We start from the raw sequence: 16,765 nt of genomic DNA on the forward strand, positions 1-16,765 counted from the left end.
GCTCAGGGGCTAGCGTTGTCCCTGCATAATGCATTGAGCCTGTGCTTCCGGCGTGCGCCGAGCCCACTGCCGGGCGAGCGGGTAATAGACCAGCGCCGGCAGCACCAGGCCGATCAGCCAGGAGATGTCCACTCCGCCGAGCGTTTCTACCAGCGGGCCCGTGTAGAAGCCGCTATCGATGAAGGGCATCTGCACGACCACGCCGAACACATAGGTGCCGATGCCGACCCAGTTCCAGCGGCCGTAGCGTCCATTCGGATCGTCCAGGGCGGCAACGTCGTAACGCTCCTTGGTGATGAAGTAGTAGTCCACCAGGTTGATGGCGCTCCAGGGCGTGAAGAACGCCAGCAGGAACAGCAGGAACGACTTGAATGCAGCCAGGAAGGAATGCTGCCCAGCCAGCGCCAGGCCAGTGGACAGACCAACGATCAGCAGCACGAACACCAGGCGCTGCAGCCGCGTCACCTGCAGCTGGCCACGGAAGCCGCTGATGATAGTGGCGATGCACATGAAGCTGCCGTAGGCGTTGAGCGTGGCGATGGTGACCTTGCCGAAGGCGACGCTGAAGAACAACGCGGCAGCCATCAGGCCACTGGCGCCTAGCCCCACCACGTAGGCCACCGGCTGGCCGGAGAAGGCCTTGCCGGCCAGCGCGGCGGCGAACACCCCCAATACCATGGAGGTCTGCGAGCCGATCACTGAACCCAGGCCCACGGCGAGGAAGGTTTTCGGCGAGGAGGTGTGGCTGGGCAGGTAGCGCGAGTAGTCGGCGACATAGGGGCCGAAGGCAATCTGCCAGGAGGCTGCCAGGGATACCGCCAGCAGGAAGGTGTTCCAGGCGAAGTGGCGATTCTCCAGTAACACGCCGATGTCGTTGGCCGACAGCAGGCGCACGAACAGGTAGGCGAAGGCGACTACTCCCAGCACGCTGGCGGCCTTGCCCAGCAGATGGATTGCCCGATAGCCGCAGACCGTCACCACGACAATGACTGCCGCGAACACCAGGATGCCCACTGTGTCGCTGACGTGCAGCAACTGGCCAATGGCCTGGCCGGCCAGCACCGTGCCGGTGGCGTTGAAACCGACGTACATCACGCACACCAGAACCAGCGGGATCACCGCGCCGAACACGCCGAATTGCACCCGGCTGGAGATCATCTGCGGCAGGCCCAGCTTGGGCCCCTGGGCACCGTGCAGGGCCATGACCACGCCGCCGAATATCTGGCCGATGAGCAGGCCGATCAGCGACCAGAACACGTCGCCGCCCAGCACCACAGCCAGGGCGCCGGTGACGATCGCGGTGATCTGCAGGTTGCAGCCGAACCACAGGGTGAACTGGCTGAACAGCCGGCCATGCCGCTCGGACTCGGGTATGTAATCAATGGAACGGGTTTCGATCAGGGACTTACCAGCCATGAGGCTTTCTCCTCGCGTAGGACTACTCGTCCGACCGCGTTATTGTTGTTATTCACAGTGTTTCCTGACTCGTCGGGGCGGCCAGCGAGGCCGCCCCATGCCTGCCGTCAATGGCGGGCGGCATCCAGCACGGCGCGGGAGATGATGATCTTCTGCACCTCGGAGGTTCCCTCGAAGATCCGCAGGATCCGCGCATCGCGCACGAAGCGCTCAAGCGGCAGATCACGGATGTAGCCGTAGCCGCCGTGCAGCTGCAGGGCGGCGTCGGTGATGAAGCCACAGGCCTCGGCGGCGAACAGCTTGGCGGTCGCCGATTCCAGGCTGAAACGCTCGCCGCTGTCGCGCCGCGCCGCCGCCTTCATGGTCAGCAGGCGCGCCGCTTCGAACTGCGCGTGCATATCGGCGATGCGCCATTGCGTGCCTTGGTAGGCCGACAGCGGCTTGGGCCCGATCTGCCGCTCGTCCACCCACTTCAGCGCGTACTCCATAGCCGCGCGGGCGATGCCCAGGGACATGGCAGCGACTTCCACGCGGCCGCGGTCGAGCACTTCCATCGCGGTGCGGAAGCCCTGGTTCTCTTGCCCCAGCAGTGCGTCGGCGGGCAGCCAGCAGTCCAGCGCCAGCTCGTAGATGGTGCTGCCTCGCAGGCCCATGGTCTTTTCCGGATTGGCGAAGGTAACTCCGGCGGTCCCCTTGGGAATCATGAAGGCACTGATGCCACGGGCGCCGGCTTCCGGGTCGGTCTTGGCATAGAGCACGATGAAGTCGGCTTCACGGGCATTGGTGATGTAGTGCTTGCTACCCCGGATGCGCCAGCCGTCCTTCTCGCGTACCGCACGGGTACGCATGTCCGCCGGGTTGGAACCCGCCGCCGGCTCGGTCAGGCCGAAGGCACCGAGCAGTTCGCCGGACGCGCAGCGCGGCAGCCATTCCTGACGCTGCTCCTCGGTGCCACCGATGAGGATCGAGTCGGTGGCGAGAAAGTGCGCGGTGAGGGCAGAGGCGGTGGACGCACAGGCGGCGGAAACCGCCTCCACCACCCGGCTCATGGCCAGGCTACCGATCCCGAAACCACCGTAGGTTTCGGGCAGGTTGATACCCATGAAGCCCAGCTCGCCGAGAGCCTGCAGGCTTTCGGCGCAAAAGCTTTCTTCTTCGTCATAGCGTTGTGCGTTGGCGGCCAGCACGTCACGGCAGACACGCTCAGCCGAGTCGATGATGGCCAGTTCGGTGGCGTCGATTTCAAAGTTCATTGGGCAGCTCCAGTACGGTTGTCGAGGCCAAACACGGCATTGGCTTCGCCCAGGCGAGGCGCGCGCGTGGCGGCATGGGGCTTGCGCCCGTTGAAGTACACAGGTTGCGGCACCAGCGGTGGCAGGTCGTCGCTGGGCCGCACCAGCAGTTGGCGTGCCTGCGCCTGCTCGCTGCCGGTGGCCTCGGCGAGATTCCATACCGGCGAAGACGGCACTCCGGCATCCAGCAGCAGGTCGCAGGCCTGCTCGACGCTGCGCGCACCGGTCCAGCCCTCGATCTCGGCGCGCAGGGCTTGCTCGTTGCGGGTGCGCGACGGGTCGTCGGCGAAGCGCGGATCGTCCGCGAGTTCGGCGCGGCCAATGCATTCGCAGAAGCGCCGGAACAGCTTGTCGCTGGCCACCGCGATCACCACCAGGCCATCGGCTGCGCGGTAGGTATCGAAGGGCGTGGACACCGGATGGCGGTTGCCCACCAGCCCTGGTGCCCGGCCTTGGGCGAACAGGTTTGACAGGCCGGTCATCTGCAGGCTGACCAGCACGTCGAACATGGCGACGTCGATGTACTGAGCACCGCTGTTCTGGCGTTCGCGGGCGAAAAGTGCGCTGCTTATCGCCCAGGCGGCGTAGACGCCGGCGCACAGGTCGCCCAGCGCCTCACCGCTGCGAGTCGGCCCGGTTTCGGGGAAACCGCTTACGCTCATCAGCCCGGACATCGCCTGGGCGACGATGTCGTACGCGGGGCGCTTCGATAGCGGCCCGTTCTGACCGAAACCGGAAATGCTCGCGTAGATCAGCTTCGGGTTGTGCTGCTTGAGGCTGTCAAAATCGATGCCCAGGCGCTGGGTGACGCCGGGGCGGAAGTTCTCCACCACCACGTCGGCGTCGGCCACCAACCGGTAGAAGCGCTGCAGGTCTTCTGGCGCCTTGAAGTCCAGTTCGACGCTACGCTTGCCACGATTGATCAGGCCGAAGTAGACGCTTTCACCATCCTTGAACGGGCCGAGGTGGCGGCTGTCGTCGCCGTGCCCCGGCACTTCGAACTTGATCACTTCGGCGCCGAGGTCGGCGAGCATCGCGGTACAGTGCGGGCCGGCCAACACCCGGCTCAGGTCCAGGACACGCACCCCTTTCAGCGGCTGCGGCGCGGGCAGTTCAGTCACATTGCTCATGGCATGTCCTCAGTCAGCAGTGATCATCGGCAGGTTCAGGCCCTGTTCCCTGGCGCAGTCGATGGCGATCTGGTAACCGGCATCGGCATGGCGCATCACGCCAGTGGCAGGGTCGTTGGTCAGCACGCGGGCGATGCGCGCGGCGGCTTCGTCGGTGCCGTCGCAGACAATCACCATCCCCGAGTGCTGGGAGAAGCCCATGCCCACGCCGCCGCCGTGGTGCAGCGACACCCAGGTGGCGCCGCTGGCGGTGTTCAGCAGGGCGTTGAGCAGCGGCCAGTCGGAAACGGCATCGGAACCGTCGGCCATGGCTTCGGTTTCGCGGTTCGGACTGGAGACCGAGCCGGAGTCCAGGTGGTCGCGGCCGATGACGATCGGCGCGGACAGTTCGCCGCTGCGGACCATTTCGTTGAAGGCCAGGCCGAGCTTGGCGCGCAGGCCCAGGCCGACCCAGCAGATACGCGCCGGCAGGCCCTGGAAGCTGATGCGCTCGCGGGCCATGTCCAGCCAGCGGTGCAGGTGGGCGTCATCCGGGATCAGCTCCTTGACCTTGGCGTCGGTCTTGTAGATGTCCTGCGGGTCACCCGACAGCGCGGCCCAGCGGAACGGGCCGATGCCGCGGCAGAACAGCGGGCGGATGTAGGCCGGAACGAAGCCGGGGAAGTCGAAGGCGTTGGCCACGCCTTCTTCCTTGGCCATCTGGCGGATGTTGTTGCCGTAGTCGAAGGTCGGGATGCCCTGCTTCTGGAAGTCCAGCATGGCCTGCACGTGCACGGCCATGGATTGCTTGGCGGCCTTGACCACGGCGGCCGGCTCGGTCTGCGCGCGGTCGCGGTACTGTTCCCAGGTCCAGCCGATCGGCAGGTAGCCGTTCAGCGGGTCGTGGGCGCTGGTCTGGTCGGTGACCATGTCCGGACGTACGCCACGGCGCACCAGCTCCGGCAGGATTTCGGCGGCGTTGCCCAGCAGGGCGATGGAAATCGCCTTGCCTTCGGCGGTGTACCGGGCGATGCGCGCCAGGGCGTCATCCAGGTCCGATGCCTGCTCGTCGACGTAGCGGGTCTGCAGGCGGAAGTCGATGCGGCTCTGCTGGCATTCGATGTTCAGCGAGCAGGCGCCGGCCAGGGTCGCGGCTAGGGGCTGGGCGCCGCCCATGCCGCCGAGACCGGCGGTGAGCACCCAGCGGCCGGTCAGGTTGCCGTTGTAGTGCTGGCGACCGGCCTCGACGAAGGTTTCATAGGTGCCCTGGACGATGCCCTGGCTGCCGATGTAGATCCAGCTGCCGGCGGTCATCTGGCCGTACATGGCCAGGCCCTTGGCATCCAGCTCGTTGAAGTGTTCCCAGGTGGCCCAGTGCGGCACCAGGTTGGAGTTGGCGATCAGCACGCGCGGGGCGTTGGCGTGGGTCTTGAACACGCCGACCGGCTTGCCGGACTGCACCAGCAGGGTTTCGTCCTCGTTCAGTTCCTTCAGGGTCTCGACGATCTTGTCGTAGCACTCCCAGTTGCGCGCCGCGCGACCGATGCCGCCGTAGACCACCAGTTCCTTCGGGTTCTCCGCCACCTCGGGGTCGAGGTTGTTCATCAGCATGCGCAGCGGCGCTTCGGTCAGCCAGCTCTTGGCGTTCAGCTTGTTGCCACGCGGGGCGCGGATTTCGGTGTCACGGAAGCGGGAGGCTTTCATGGTGGTTTCCTTCTTGTTAAGGCCAATGGTGTCCCTGGTGACGATTTGCCGGTCGCACCCTGGGTGTGAGTTGAGGATCATCATCTCTTATACATACAACGATATATCAACCTGTATATACAAGATAAGGCAAAAGCGAGGCCAATCTTCTGCTGACGCTTCGATAAGCGCTGTGGATTGAGGTAAATGTCCTTATATTTCAGCGTGTTATGTGACTGCAGTTGCCGCTGTCGACACGCGCTGGAGTAGACCGTGGTACCGCCGGGGGAAAGGGCGGAGGGGGAGAAAAGGTAGCAGCGCCTGTTTCGGGTAACGTCCGAAAGGTGAAGAAACGCAACAGAGCGCCATCAGCCGGGGGGCCGATGGCAAGGCGGGACTTGGCAGAAATTACTGGCCGAAGCGGCCTTCGAGGCGGTAGCGCGAGCCCGGGTAGACCAGGCGGGCGCAGCCTACCTGTCCCTTGCTGGACCAGCTACGTCGGCGGATGAGCAGGCAGGGGTCGGTTTGTTTGATGCGCAGCAACTTGCATTCGGTCGCCGTCGCGTGGATGGCTTCTACCATGTGCTCGGCTTCGGTCAGCGGAGCCAGTTGCATCAGGTAGGCGAAGGGGGTGATGCGGGTGAAGTCCTGCTTGAGGTAATCAGGCGCGATGTCCGCGTTGACGAAGCGCTCCTCGATCTGGACCGGGCTTTCGTTTTCGTAGTGCACCAGCACCGAGTGGAACAGGTTGCGCACGCCGTCCATGGGGAAGGGGAATGCTGCCGAGGTGTGCTCCGCAAGCGGCTCGAGCAGAATCACTTCGCTGCGATGGATGTGGCCGCGCGAGGTGATTTCCTCGGCAATGTCATGGATCTGAAAGAGCGCGGCATGGCCCTTGGCTTCCGCGACGAAGGTGCCCACTCCTTGCAGGCGCACCAGCACGCCTTCGATGGTGAGCTCGCGCAGCGCTCTATTGATAGTCATGCGGCTGACGCCCAGCTGGTTGAACAGTTCGCTCTCGGATGGAAGCTTGAAGTTTGGCCCCCAGACGCCGGTGCGGATCTGCTGCAGGATGATTTCCTTGACCCTGGCGTAGAGCGGGGCGGGGCTTTCGAGGGCGAAAGCCGCCAAGGATGAGCGGTCGTCGGAGGAGTGGGGCACGGGTTTTCCTGGGAGTAATGAAGGCAGTTTGAATCTGTCCGCCAGTTTAACCTTGCCCATCAGGCGGCGCCTACCCGTGCCCCGGTGGCGGACGCGTCGTGAAGCAGAGCTTGCCAATCCCATTGTTCGCAAACCACGAATACCCGTATCGGCAAAAGCGGCATTGTTGGGCGCGTGTGGCTTTTTTAGCTTGAGCCCGCCGCACCAACCGACCGCGAGGCTGCCGACTCGCGCGAACCCCTGAATACAAGTACCAGCAGGAACGTCCTGAATGCGCGTGAACAACTGTCAGGTCACTCCATCGGCTCTTGGCACCCTGATGCTGGGTGTCGGCCCCTTTGAAGGCAGCGGCCTCGCCGGCAGCACGCGGGCATTCCAGTGAGCGCAACGGGGCCCCGCTGAGAAACCGCAGTCTGCTTCGTGGTTTCCAGCGGGGCGGCCGTGTCGGCTGTTGGTGGCTCGAATATCAGCTCGCCTGCTTGCTGCCGCCGCCGATCTGCCAGACATAGGGCGGTTCGCTGCGGTTGATCTCCCAGTCGCCGATAATCCGTTCCTTGTAGATCAGCGGATTGTGAGAGGCCGCGGTGCGGGCATTGCGCCAGTGGCGGTCGAGCAGTTTGCCGGTGCTTGTGGCCGAGGCACTGAGCGCGTTGAACAGATCGCTGGTCAGGCGCAGTACGAGTTCGGCAATCACTACCTGGGCCTGGGCTGACTCCAGTTCGGCGGCGACATTGGCCTGGTGTTCGTCCGTCTCCTCACCGCCGAAGCGTGCCTCGTAGGCCCACTGTGCCGCCTTTGCCGCGCGCACGGCGGTGGCCTCGGCGGCGTAAGCCTGGGCGGAGGCCTTGCCGACCACCTGCTGTACCTGCGGGTCGCGGTCCGCTGAGGAGGCGTTGCCGTGGCTGAATACCCGGGTGCGCAGGCGCACCTGCTCGGCCACGTCACGCACGGCGGCACGTCCGGTGCCGGCCAGCACGGCCAGCAGCACCAACTGATAGAAGGCGGTCTGGTACTTGAAGCGGCTGGCGAAGGGGATGATGTTCTCCGCCTCCACTTCGGCGTCGATGAAGCGCGAGGTGCCGCTGCCGGTCGTGCGCTGGCCGAAGCCGTCCCAGTCGTCGCTCTGCTGCACGCCTCGCTGATCGGTGCGCAGCGCGGCGATCACGTCTTCGCCGGTGTCGTCGATCCGGGCGTAGAGATCGATCCAGTCGGCGAAGATGCTGCCGGTGCTGTAGTACTTGGCGCCGTTGACCAGCCAGCGGTCGCCCTGGCGCGATACGCGGGTGATGACGTCGCCTATCTTCACGTTGCCGACCTCGGTCCAGGCGTTGCCGACCAGCTCACCGGCGACAAAGCGCTTGAACCAGATCTCCTGGCTGGTCCCGGCGTGGGCGTTGAGGCGGTCTTCGACGAAGGCGAAGTGACCGCGCAGGGCCTGCGGGATGTTCGAGTCGGCCTCGGCCAGCTCGATCAACAACTGGATCAGCTGGGGCAGCGAGGCACCGGCGCCACCGTGCTCCCGGGGTACGCGCACGGCGCCGAAACCGGCCGCCTTGAGCCAGCGGATGGGCTCGTGGGGCAGGCTGCGGGTACGCTCGCGCTCCACTGCGCCCTCGGCGATGCGGGCGAAGATCGGACGGAAGCGGGCGGCGAGCGACTCGTAATCGGTGCCGGTGGAAAGCTGGGGCAGATGCTGCTGGGCGGTCATCGCGGGTCTCCTTGGTTGGCGGCTGACCCAACGTCCGGAGCAAGCTCCGTGCCTTTCCGTAAATCCCTTTTGTATCAGTTGCTTAGACGTTTCTCCGAATCCTCGCAGCTGTGGCTGGCGGGACAGGTTGCTGGACGACTGTTGTTCGACGGACAGCAGTCCCGGGGCTCGTGTCCGGACGTGGGCAGGCGCAACTGTTGGCCCAGCGACAGTCGTTCAACAGGTTGCTATTCGCCAGGCATCCGGCCTTCTCCGCTGTATTTATCTATCCATTTGATTTGAAAGGGATTTTTATTTTGGCACGGTTGCTGCTCTGACCCCTGCAAAGCAACGCAGCGCCATTGGGCGAGAGGTCTGGATGAGTCAGGCAATCAAGGTGGTCGTGGTGTCGGGCAGCCTGCGCGATCCGTCGCGCACCCATGCCCTGTTGAAGGTACTGGTGGAGCGCCTGCAACAGCGCCTGCAGATCGATCTGCACTGGGTGCGCATCGCCGAACTGGCTGGTGCGCTGGCCGGTTCGCTGGAGCGCGACAGCGCTTCTGCGCAGCTGCTGCCGCATCTGCGTGCCGTGGAGGAGGCCGACCTGATCATCGCCGGCAGCCCGGTGTACCGGGCCTCCTACACCGGCCTGTTCAAGCACTTCTTCGACCTGGTGGATTACCAGGCCCTCAAGGGTGTGCCGGTGTTGCTGGCCGCCACCGGGGGCAGCGAGCGCCATGCACTGGTGATCGACCACCAGCTGCGCCCGCTGTTCGCCTTCTTCCAGGCGCACACCCTGCCGTACGGCCTGTATGCCACCCCCGAGGCCTTCGACGATTACCACCTCGCAGACCCGGCGCAGTTCGAACGCATCGAGCGCGCGCTCGACCCGGTCGCCGCGTTCTTTCATAGCCCGGCCGTTCGCGCGGCCTGAATTCCCAGGACCACAGGAGTCAACAGCAATGAGTCAACAACTGATCAAATTCGCCTACTGGGTACCCAACGTCAGCGGTGGCCTGGTGGTCAGCAACATCGAGCAGCGCACCAGCTGGGATGTCGATTACAACCGCAGGCTGGCGCAAACCGCCGAGAAGGCAGGTTTTGAATACGCCCTGTCGCAGATTCGCTTTACCGCCGGTTACGGGGCCGAGTTCCAGCACGAGTCGGTGGCCATCAGCCACGCGCTGCTGGCTGCCACCGAGAAGCTCAAGGTGATCGCCGCCATTTTGCCCGGCCCGTGGAATCCGGCGCTGGCCGCCAAGCAGCTGGCGACCATCGACCACCTGACCCATGGCCGCATCGCCATCAACGTGGTGTCCGGCTGGTTCAAGGGCGAGTTCCACGCCATCGGTGAGTCGTGGCTGGAGCATGACGAGCGCTATCGCCGTTCCGAAGAGTTCATCCGTGCGCTGAAGGGCATCTGGACGCAGGACAATTTCACCTTCAACGGTGACTTCTACCGCTTCCGCGACTACAGCTTGAAACCCAAGCCGCTGCAGCAGCCGCACCCGGAAATCTTCCAGGGTGGCAGCTCCCGTGCCGCGCGTGACATGGCGTCCCGCGTGTCCGACTGGTACTTCACCAACGGCAACACGGTGGCAGGCATCAAGGCCCAGGTCGATGACATCCGCGCCAAGGCCGCGGCCAATGGCCATTCGGTGAAGGTCGGGGTGAATGCCTTCATCATCGCCCGCGATACCGAGGAAGAAGCCCGCGCCGTGCTGCAGGAAATCATCGACAAGGCCAACCCGGAAGCGGTCAACGCCTTCGGTGCCGAGGTGAAGAACGCCGGTGCCGCGAGCCCTGAAGGCGAGGGCAACTGGGCCAAATCCACCTTCGAGGATCTGGTGCAGTACAACGACGGCTTCAAGACCAACCTGATCGGCACCCCGCAACAGATCGCCGAGCGCATCGTCGCGCTCAAGGCTGTGGGCGTCGACCTGATCCTCTCCGGCTTCCTGCACTTCCAGGAAGAGGTGGAGTACTTCGGCAAGCATGTGCTGCCGCTGGTGCGCGAACTGGAAGCCGGCAAAACCGCCGAGAAAGCCGTGGCCTGAGGTGCAGGATGAGTGACGCAACGCCAAATACGCTGGTGCACTGGCTGGCTGAACAGGCCCGTCAGCGCCCGGCTGCCATTGCCCTGCGCCACAAGCGCCTGGGGATCTGGCAGGTGCAGAGCTGGGCGCAGGTCGAGGCTGAGGTGCGGGCACTGGCCGCCGCCTTGCGTGCCGCCGGGTTTGCCGCGGGCGCGCAGCTGGTGATTGTCAGCCGGCCACGCCCGGAAGCGCTGTATGCCTCTTTGGCTGCGCAATGGCTGGGCGGTGTGGCGGCGCTGTTTGATCCATTGGACAACCCGGAGGATCAGGCTGCCGCGCTGCGTGAGGCGGGCGTTGCGTTCGTTCTGGCAGAAGGATTGGAGGAAATTCAGCGCCTGCGTGAAGCCGGCTTGCAGCCGGGATGGCTGGTTTATGCCGATGGCCGGGGACTGGCCGACAAGGAGGTACGCGGGCAGGCGCTGGATTACGCACTGCTAAGGACGGCTGGTGCTGTGCAGGAAGCACCGCAGGCGCAGGCCGGAGCGCCTGCGTTTGCCTTTTACCGGCGTGGAGAGCCTGGGGTTGAACGCCAGCTCTTCAGCCATACCGAACTGCTGCACGAAGGCGAGCGGCTGGTGCAGGGCGAACGGCTCACGGAGCGTGAAGAGGCCCTGGCCGCCCGCGCCTTTGCGGCCAGTGGGCAGGCGCGTTATCTGCTGGCGCCCTGGCTGTTGGCCGGGTTCCGCCTGAACTTCCCGGAGCGCCTGGAAACCTGCGATCAGGACCGCCGCGAACTGGGCCCGAGCCTGGTGCTGGGCACCCGTGAAACCTATGGCCGCCTGCATGAGCAGGTGAGTCGGCGCCTGCCGTTGCCGGGCAGCCTGCGTCGGCAATTGGTGGATTGGGCACTGCGACCGCAAGGCAGCATTGCTCAACGCCTGATCGGAGGCTGGCTGGTACGCCGTCCGCTGCGCGACGTGCTGGGGTTTTCCCGCACGCGAGTCGCGCTTGTCGTGGGGGCGCCCTTGAGCGACGAAGCCCGGCAGCTGTTCGGCGGGCTGGGTGTTGAGGTGCGCAACTGGTCGGCGGCGGAACGCTGGCAGGACGTGCGCCAAATCCCTATCAGCGAATGGCCGCAGGGCCTGCTGCAACCCGCATAAGGAACAGGAAAATGAGTGCTGCGGCTCTGCTGGAACTGCACGATATTTCGCTGTCATTCAAAGGTGTCAAAGCCATCAGCGACATCAGCTTTGCCGTGGCCGAAGGGGAAATCTGCGCACTGATCGGCCCCAACGGCGCGGGCAAGAGTTCGCTGCTCAACGTCATCAATGGCGTGTATCAGCCGCAGCAGGGGGTGATCCGTTTCGACGGCCATGCCCGGCGAAGCATGCATCCCCATGATGCGGCGCTGGGCGGCATCGCTCGCACCTTTCAGAACATCGCCTTGTTCAAGGGCATGAGCGTGCTCGATAACGTGCTCACCGGGCGCAACCTGAAACGTCGTGCCACCTGGCTGGAGCAGGCGCTGCGTGTCGGGCGTGCTGCCGACGAGGACGATCGGCAGCGCGAAGCCGCCGAGCGCGTGCTGGCATTCCTACGTATCCAACAATGGCGCGATGCAACGGTGGGCAAGCTGCCTTACGGCTTGCAGAAGCGTGTAGAACTGGCCCGCGCCCTGGCCGCCGAGCCGCGCCTGTTGCTGCTGGACGAACCCATGGCCGGCATGAACGCCGAGGAGAAGGCTGGAATGAGCCGCTTCATCCTCGACATCAACCGCGAGTTCGGCACCACCGTGGTGTTGATCGAGCACGACATCGGCGTGGTGATGAACCTCTCCGACCACGTCGTGGTGCTCGACTACGGCCGCAAGATCGGCGATGGCCCGCCGGACGAGGTGCGCCAGAATCCCGAGGTGATCGCTGCCTATCTCGGCACCCGCCACTGAATCCGCTGCCTCTCCGCTCGCCCTCAGGCGGGTAGGGGAGCGGCTTGCCCGAAAACAGGAAACGCAGGCATGGAATTCTTCTTCGAGGTACTGATCGGCGGTCTGCTGGCCGGGGTGATGTACTCGCTGGTCGCCATCGGTTTCGTACTCATCTACAAGGCCAGCGGGGTGTTCAACTTCGCCCAGGGGGCCATGGTGCTGTTCGCCGCGCTGACGTTCGTCAGCCTGCTGGAGCGCGGCGTGCCGTTCTGGCTGGCCTTCGCCATCACGCTGGCGACCATGGTGGCGCTGGCCCTGCTGATCGAGCGGACGGTGCTGCGGCCGCTGGTCAATCGCTCGCCGATCACCCTGTTCATGGCCACTCTGGGCCTCTCCTATGTGATCGAAGGTGCGGCCCAGGCACTGTGGGGCGCACAGGTGCACGGCCTGGAGCTGGGCATCAGCGACGAGCCGCTGGAGCTGGGCGGCCTGTTGCTGTCGCAGTTCGACCTGTTCGCCGCGGCCACCGCCGCCCTGCTGGTGATCGCCCTGTCGCTGCTGTTCAACCGTACGCGGATCGGCCTCGCCCTGCGCGCCGTGGCCGACGACCCGCTGGCCGCCCAGGCGGTGGGCATCCGCCTGCAGCGCGTGTGGGCGGTGGTGTGGGCGGTGGCCGGCTTCGTCGGCCTGGTTGCCGGGCTGCTCTGGGGCGCGCGCCTGGGCGTGCAGTTCTCACTGTCGCTGGTGGTGCTCAAGGCGCTGCCGGTGCTGATCATCGGCGGTTTCACCTCGATTACCGGCGCCATCGTCGGCGGCCTGCTGATCGGCGCGTCGGAGAAGCTCGCCGAGGTCTATCTCGGGCCGTACATCGGTGGCGGTATCGAGAACTGGTTCCCCTATGTGCTGGCCCTGCTGTTCCTGCTGGTGCGTCCGGCGGGGCTGTTCGGCGAACGCGCCATCGAGCGTGTGTAAGGAGACGACGTCATGCTCTACAACGAAGCCGGTCAGTTCAGCGTGCGCTATGCCGAAGACCGTCGATTCTTCCGCCTGCGCCAGGACCGTATCGGCATCGCCGTACTGCTGGTGTTCGCCTTCGCCGGTGTGCCGCTGCTCGGCAACGACTACTGGTTCAACGCCATCCTGATTCCCTTCCTGGTGCTGTCCCTGGCCGGGCTTGGCCTGAACCTGCTGACCGGCTATGCCGGGCAGTTGTCGCTGGGCTCGGCCGCCTTCATGGCGGTGGGCGCCTTTGCCACTTACAACTTCGAGCTGCGTGTGCCGGGGTTGCCGCTGCTGCTGAGCATTGCCTTTGGCGGCATTAGCGCGGCGCTGGTGGCCATCGTCTTCGGCCTGCCGAGCCTGCGCATCAAGGGCTTTTACCTGCTGGTATCGACCCTGGCCGCACAGTTCTTCGTGCAATGGGCACTGACCCGTTTCGGCTGGCTCTCCAACTACAACTCGTCCGGGGTGATCACGGCGCCGCCGTTGCAGGTGGCGGGCGTTGATTTCGGCTCGCCGGCGGGACGTTACCTGCTCACCCTGACCGTGGTGCTGGCGCTGTTCTGGCTTGGCGGCAATCTGGTGCGCAGCGAACTGGGACGCAACTGGATGGCGGTACGCGACATGGATACCGCCGCCGCAGTGATCGGCATTCCGTTGCTCAAGACCAAGCTGCTGGCCTTCGCCATCAGCGGCTTCTTCCTCGGCGTGGCGGGTGCCCTGTGGGCCTTTACCTACCTGGGCACGGTGGAGCCCCATGGCTTCGATCTCAGCCGCTCCTTCCAGATCCTTTTCATCATCATCATCGGCGGCTTGGGCAGCATCCTCGGCAACTTTCTCGGTGCCGCCTTCATCGTGCTGTTTCCCCTTTTGCTGTCGAACCTCGCCGCGCTGTTGCCGGCCGGGCTCATCGACGCAGGCCAGTTGGAGAACCTGCAGAAGATAGTGTTCGGCACGCTGATCATCCTCTTCCTGATCAAGGAGCCGGAGGGCCTCGCGCGCCTCTGGCAGAGATTCCGCGAGCGCGCACGGCTATGGCCGCTGCGCTACTGAGCGAACCCCATGGGCCTCGGCCCGAACACATGCCAAGCGATTCACGACAAGGACAAGCACGATGATCAAACGCACTTTCGCCGGCGGCCTGGCCCTGGCGCTCAGCCTCTCTGCCACCGCCTTCACCGTCCAGGCGGCCAGCGAGCAGTACTTCCCGCTGCAGAGCTATCGAGTCGGCCCCTATGCAGCCGGCGGCACCGGATTCTTCGGTGGTTTCATCGACTACCTCAAATACGTCAACGCCAATGGCGGGGTGAACGGGGTCAAGCTGACCTGGAGCGAGTGCGAGACCGAGTATGTGGTGGAGAAGGGCGTGGAGTGCTACGAGCGCCTGAAGAAGGGCCAGAACGGCGCCCCGGCTGCCGCCACCAACCCGCTTTCCGTGGGCATTGCCTATGCCACCCTGGAGCGTTCCACCACCGACAAGCTGCCGCTGATCACCATCAACCACGGGCGCACCGACTCCACCGACGGCAGCGTATTCCCCTACGCCTTCCCGCTGCAGCTCAACCCCTATTCCGAGGTCTCGGCCATCGTCAACTGGATCGGCGAGAAGAGCGGCGGTCTGGATCAGCTAAAAGGCAAGAAGATCGTCACCCTCTACCACGGCTCGCCCTACGGCAAGGAAACCAACGAGGTACTGCAGACCCTGGCCGACAAGTACGGTTTCCAGCTGACCCTGCTGGAGGTGCCGCACCCGGGCAATGAACAGCAGTCGCAGTGGCTGAACATCCGCCGGATCAAGCCGGACTGGGTGATCCTGCGTGGCTGGGGCGTGATGAACCCCGTGGCGCTCAAGACCGCTCAGAAGGTGGGTTATCCGACCGACCACATCATCGGCAACATCTGGAGCAACTCCGAGGAAGACGCCGCTCCGGCAGGCTCAGCGGCCAAGGGATTTATCTCTATCACCACGCACCCGTCCGGCACCCAGTTCCCGGTTCTGCAAGGTATTGCGCAGCAGGTGGTGGACAAGGGCGAGGGCGACCTGGCCGATCCCAGGCGCTTCGGCAGCGTCTATTACAACCTCGGCGTGGTCAACGGCATCCTCAATGTCGAAGCGGTGCGCATCGCCCAGGAGAAGTTCGGCAAGCAACCGCTGACCGGCGAGCAGGTGCGCTGGGGCTTCGAGAACCTGCGTCTGGATGACGCCCGTCTGCAGGCGTTGGGTGCCAAAGGCCTGGTGCAGCCACTGCAGCTGTCCTGCGCCGACCATGAAGGCGGCGGCGCGGTGCGCTTCCAGCAATGGGATGGCGAGAAGTGGAACCTGATCAGCGATTGGGTGCAGGCCGACCGCGCTCTGCTGCGGCCGATCATCGAGGCTTCCTCGCGCAAGTATGCCGAGGAGAAGGGCATCACCGCGCGTGACTGCAGCAAGGAAAGCTGAGTGCCACGTGCCCGGCCGGGACCTGTGCCCCGGCCTTCACCAGAACGGAGTCCGAGATGATCCTGCAGGTCGATGACATAGAAGTGCTCTACGAGCAGGCGATACTCGCGGTGCGCGGCGTGTCCCTGCAGGTCGGCGAGGGCCAGGTGGTGGCCCTGCTCGGTGCCAACGGCGCCGGCAAGAGCACCACGCTCAAGGCCATTGCCGGCCTGGTACGTGCCGAACGCGGCGAGGTGGTGCGTGGCGCCATTCGCTACCAGGGCCGCGACATCACCCGTGCCGCGCCGCAGGCCCTGGCCTCTGCCGGCCTGGTGCAGGTGCTGGAGGGGCGCCACTGCTTCGCCCACCTGACGGTGGAGGAGAACCTGCTCACCGGTGCCTTCGCCCGGCCACGCATCGGGCGCGGCGAGCTGAGCGAAGAGCTGGCGCGCATCTATGACTGGTTCCCACGCCTGAAAACCCGGCGCAAGAGCCTGGCCGGCTACACCTCCGGCGGTGAGCAGCAGATGGTCGCCATCGGCCGGGCGCTGATCTCCCGGCCGAAGCTGGTGTTGCTGGACGAGCCCTCGATGGGCCTGGCGCCGCAGATAGTCGAAGAGATTTTCGACATTGTCGGCGAGCTGAACCGGCGGGGCGGCGTGAGCTTTCTGGTGGCCGAGCAGAACATCGATGTCGCCTTGCGTCATGCCCACCATGCCTACGTGCTGGAGAGCGGTCAGGTGGTCGACCAGGGACCGGCCGGTGAAATGGCCGCCCGTGGTGATCTGCACGACTTCTACCTGGGTTCGGCGCGCCAGGCCTGAGGACGTGGTCATGAGTCATCGGCCCTGCCTGTGACGATTCGACTGCGCGGGCTGGCAGGATGTAGGCGATCGGGTAGGGGGCGCCGCGCGCACCGGCGATTTGGCCGGGTGCTGAAGCTGGAGCGCACGGCTCACCCTACCGGCTCGGACCGGGCTAAAGAGGTTGGCGTTGTGCTCGGTAGTGGATTCGCCCCCTTTCGGGGGCTACCGCAAGT

At 65.0% G+C, this 16,765-nt stretch carries 14 protein-coding genes; 8 read left to right on the forward strand and 6 right to left on the reverse strand.

Annotation, left to right across the window (positions count from 1 at the left end; all coding sequences use genetic code 11):
* Nucleotides 1–9: 9 nt before the first annotated feature.
* The 6 genes from NJF35_RS19105 to NJF35_RS19130 form a co-directional block, all read right to left on the reverse strand.
* Complete coding sequence (locus tag NJF35_RS19105) at nt 10–1,416, reverse strand: purine-cytosine permease family protein (RefSeq protein WP_253091384.1); 1,407 nt, start codon at nt 1,414–1,416, stop codon at nt 10–12.
* A gap of 107 nt (nt 1,417–1,523) precedes the next feature.
* Nucleotides 1,524–2,669: an acyl-CoA dehydrogenase family protein gene (locus NJF35_RS19110; protein WP_253080662.1), complete on the reverse strand. Its 1,146-nt coding sequence runs from the start codon at nt 2,667–2,669 to the stop codon at nt 1,524–1,526.
* The gene (locus NJF35_RS19115) at nt 2,666–3,838 is read right to left on the reverse strand and encodes a CaiB/BaiF CoA transferase family protein (protein WP_253080663.1); all 1,173 of its coding nucleotides are present in this window, start codon (nt 3,836–3,838) and stop codon (nt 2,666–2,668) included. Before NJF35_RS19115 ends, NJF35_RS19110 begins: the two co-directional genes overlap by 4 nt.
* 9 nt (nt 3,839–3,847) lie before the next feature.
* On the reverse strand, nt 3,848–5,521 hold the full coding sequence (hutU, locus tag NJF35_RS19120; RefSeq protein ID WP_253080664.1) for a urocanate hydratase: 1,674 nt from the start codon (nt 5,519–5,521) through the stop codon (nt 3,848–3,850).
* Nucleotides 5,522–5,908: 387 nt separating this feature from the next.
* Nucleotides 5,909–6,661 (reverse strand): histidine utilization repressor, encoded by a 753-nt coding sequence (hutC, locus tag NJF35_RS19125; protein ID WP_253080665.1) that lies wholly within the window; start codon nt 6,659–6,661, stop codon nt 5,909–5,911.
* Between the two features lie 466 nt (nt 6,662–7,127).
* Complete coding sequence (locus tag NJF35_RS19130; protein ID WP_253080666.1) at nt 7,128–8,369, reverse strand: acyl-CoA dehydrogenase family protein; 1,242 nt, start codon at nt 8,367–8,369, stop codon at nt 7,128–7,130.
* Nucleotides 8,370–8,727: 358 nt separating this feature from the next.
* On the opposite strand from NJF35_RS19130, the gene msuE reads away from it, so the two are divergent.
* The 8 genes from msuE to NJF35_RS19170 all read left to right on the forward strand — a co-directional run bounded on the left by msuE (nt 8,728) and on the right by NJF35_RS19170 (nt 16,550).
* Nucleotides 8,728–9,282, forward strand: coding sequence for an FMN reductase (msuE, locus tag NJF35_RS19135; protein ID WP_253080667.1), 555 nt, complete (start codon nt 8,728–8,730; stop codon nt 9,280–9,282).
* A gap of 28 nt (nt 9,283–9,310) precedes the next feature.
* Complete coding sequence (gene sfnG, locus NJF35_RS19140; protein ID WP_253080668.1) at nt 9,311–10,405, forward strand: dimethylsulfone monooxygenase SfnG; 1,095 nt, start codon at nt 9,311–9,313, stop codon at nt 10,403–10,405.
* An 8-nt stretch (nt 10,406–10,413) separates the two neighbouring features.
* Complete coding sequence (locus NJF35_RS19145; protein WP_253080669.1) at nt 10,414–11,544, forward strand: AMP-binding protein; 1,131 nt, start codon at nt 10,414–10,416, stop codon at nt 11,542–11,544.
* Nucleotides 11,545–11,555: 11 nt separating this feature from the next.
* Nucleotides 11,556–12,329, forward strand: coding sequence for an ABC transporter ATP-binding protein (locus tag NJF35_RS19150; RefSeq protein ID WP_253080670.1), 774 nt, complete (start codon nt 11,556–11,558; stop codon nt 12,327–12,329).
* A 69-nt stretch (nt 12,330–12,398) separates the two neighbouring features.
* On the forward strand, nt 12,399–13,280 hold the full coding sequence (locus NJF35_RS19155; RefSeq protein WP_253080671.1) for a branched-chain amino acid ABC transporter permease: 882 nt from the start codon (nt 12,399–12,401) through the stop codon (nt 13,278–13,280).
* 12 nt (nt 13,281–13,292) lie between these two features.
* Complete coding sequence (locus NJF35_RS19160) at nt 13,293–14,360, forward strand: branched-chain amino acid ABC transporter permease (RefSeq protein WP_253080672.1); 1,068 nt, start codon at nt 13,293–13,295, stop codon at nt 14,358–14,360.
* Nucleotides 14,361–14,421: 61 nt separating this feature from the next.
* Nucleotides 14,422–15,747 carry an ABC transporter substrate-binding protein gene (locus tag NJF35_RS19165; RefSeq protein WP_253080673.1) on the forward strand — a complete coding sequence of 442 codons (1,326 nt, stop codon included), beginning with the start codon at nt 14,422–14,424 and terminating at the stop codon, nt 15,745–15,747.
* A gap of 56 nt (nt 15,748–15,803) precedes the next feature.
* Nucleotides 15,804–16,550, forward strand: coding sequence for an ABC transporter ATP-binding protein (locus tag NJF35_RS19170; protein ID WP_253080674.1), 747 nt, complete (start codon nt 15,804–15,806; stop codon nt 16,548–16,550).
* Nucleotides 16,551–16,765 lie beyond the last annotated feature (215 nt).

Source organism: Pseudomonas guariconensis, assembly GCF_024127895.1.
GTDB classification, from domain to species: domain Bacteria; phylum Pseudomonadota; class Gammaproteobacteria; order Pseudomonadales; family Pseudomonadaceae; genus Aquipseudomonas; species Aquipseudomonas guariconensis_B.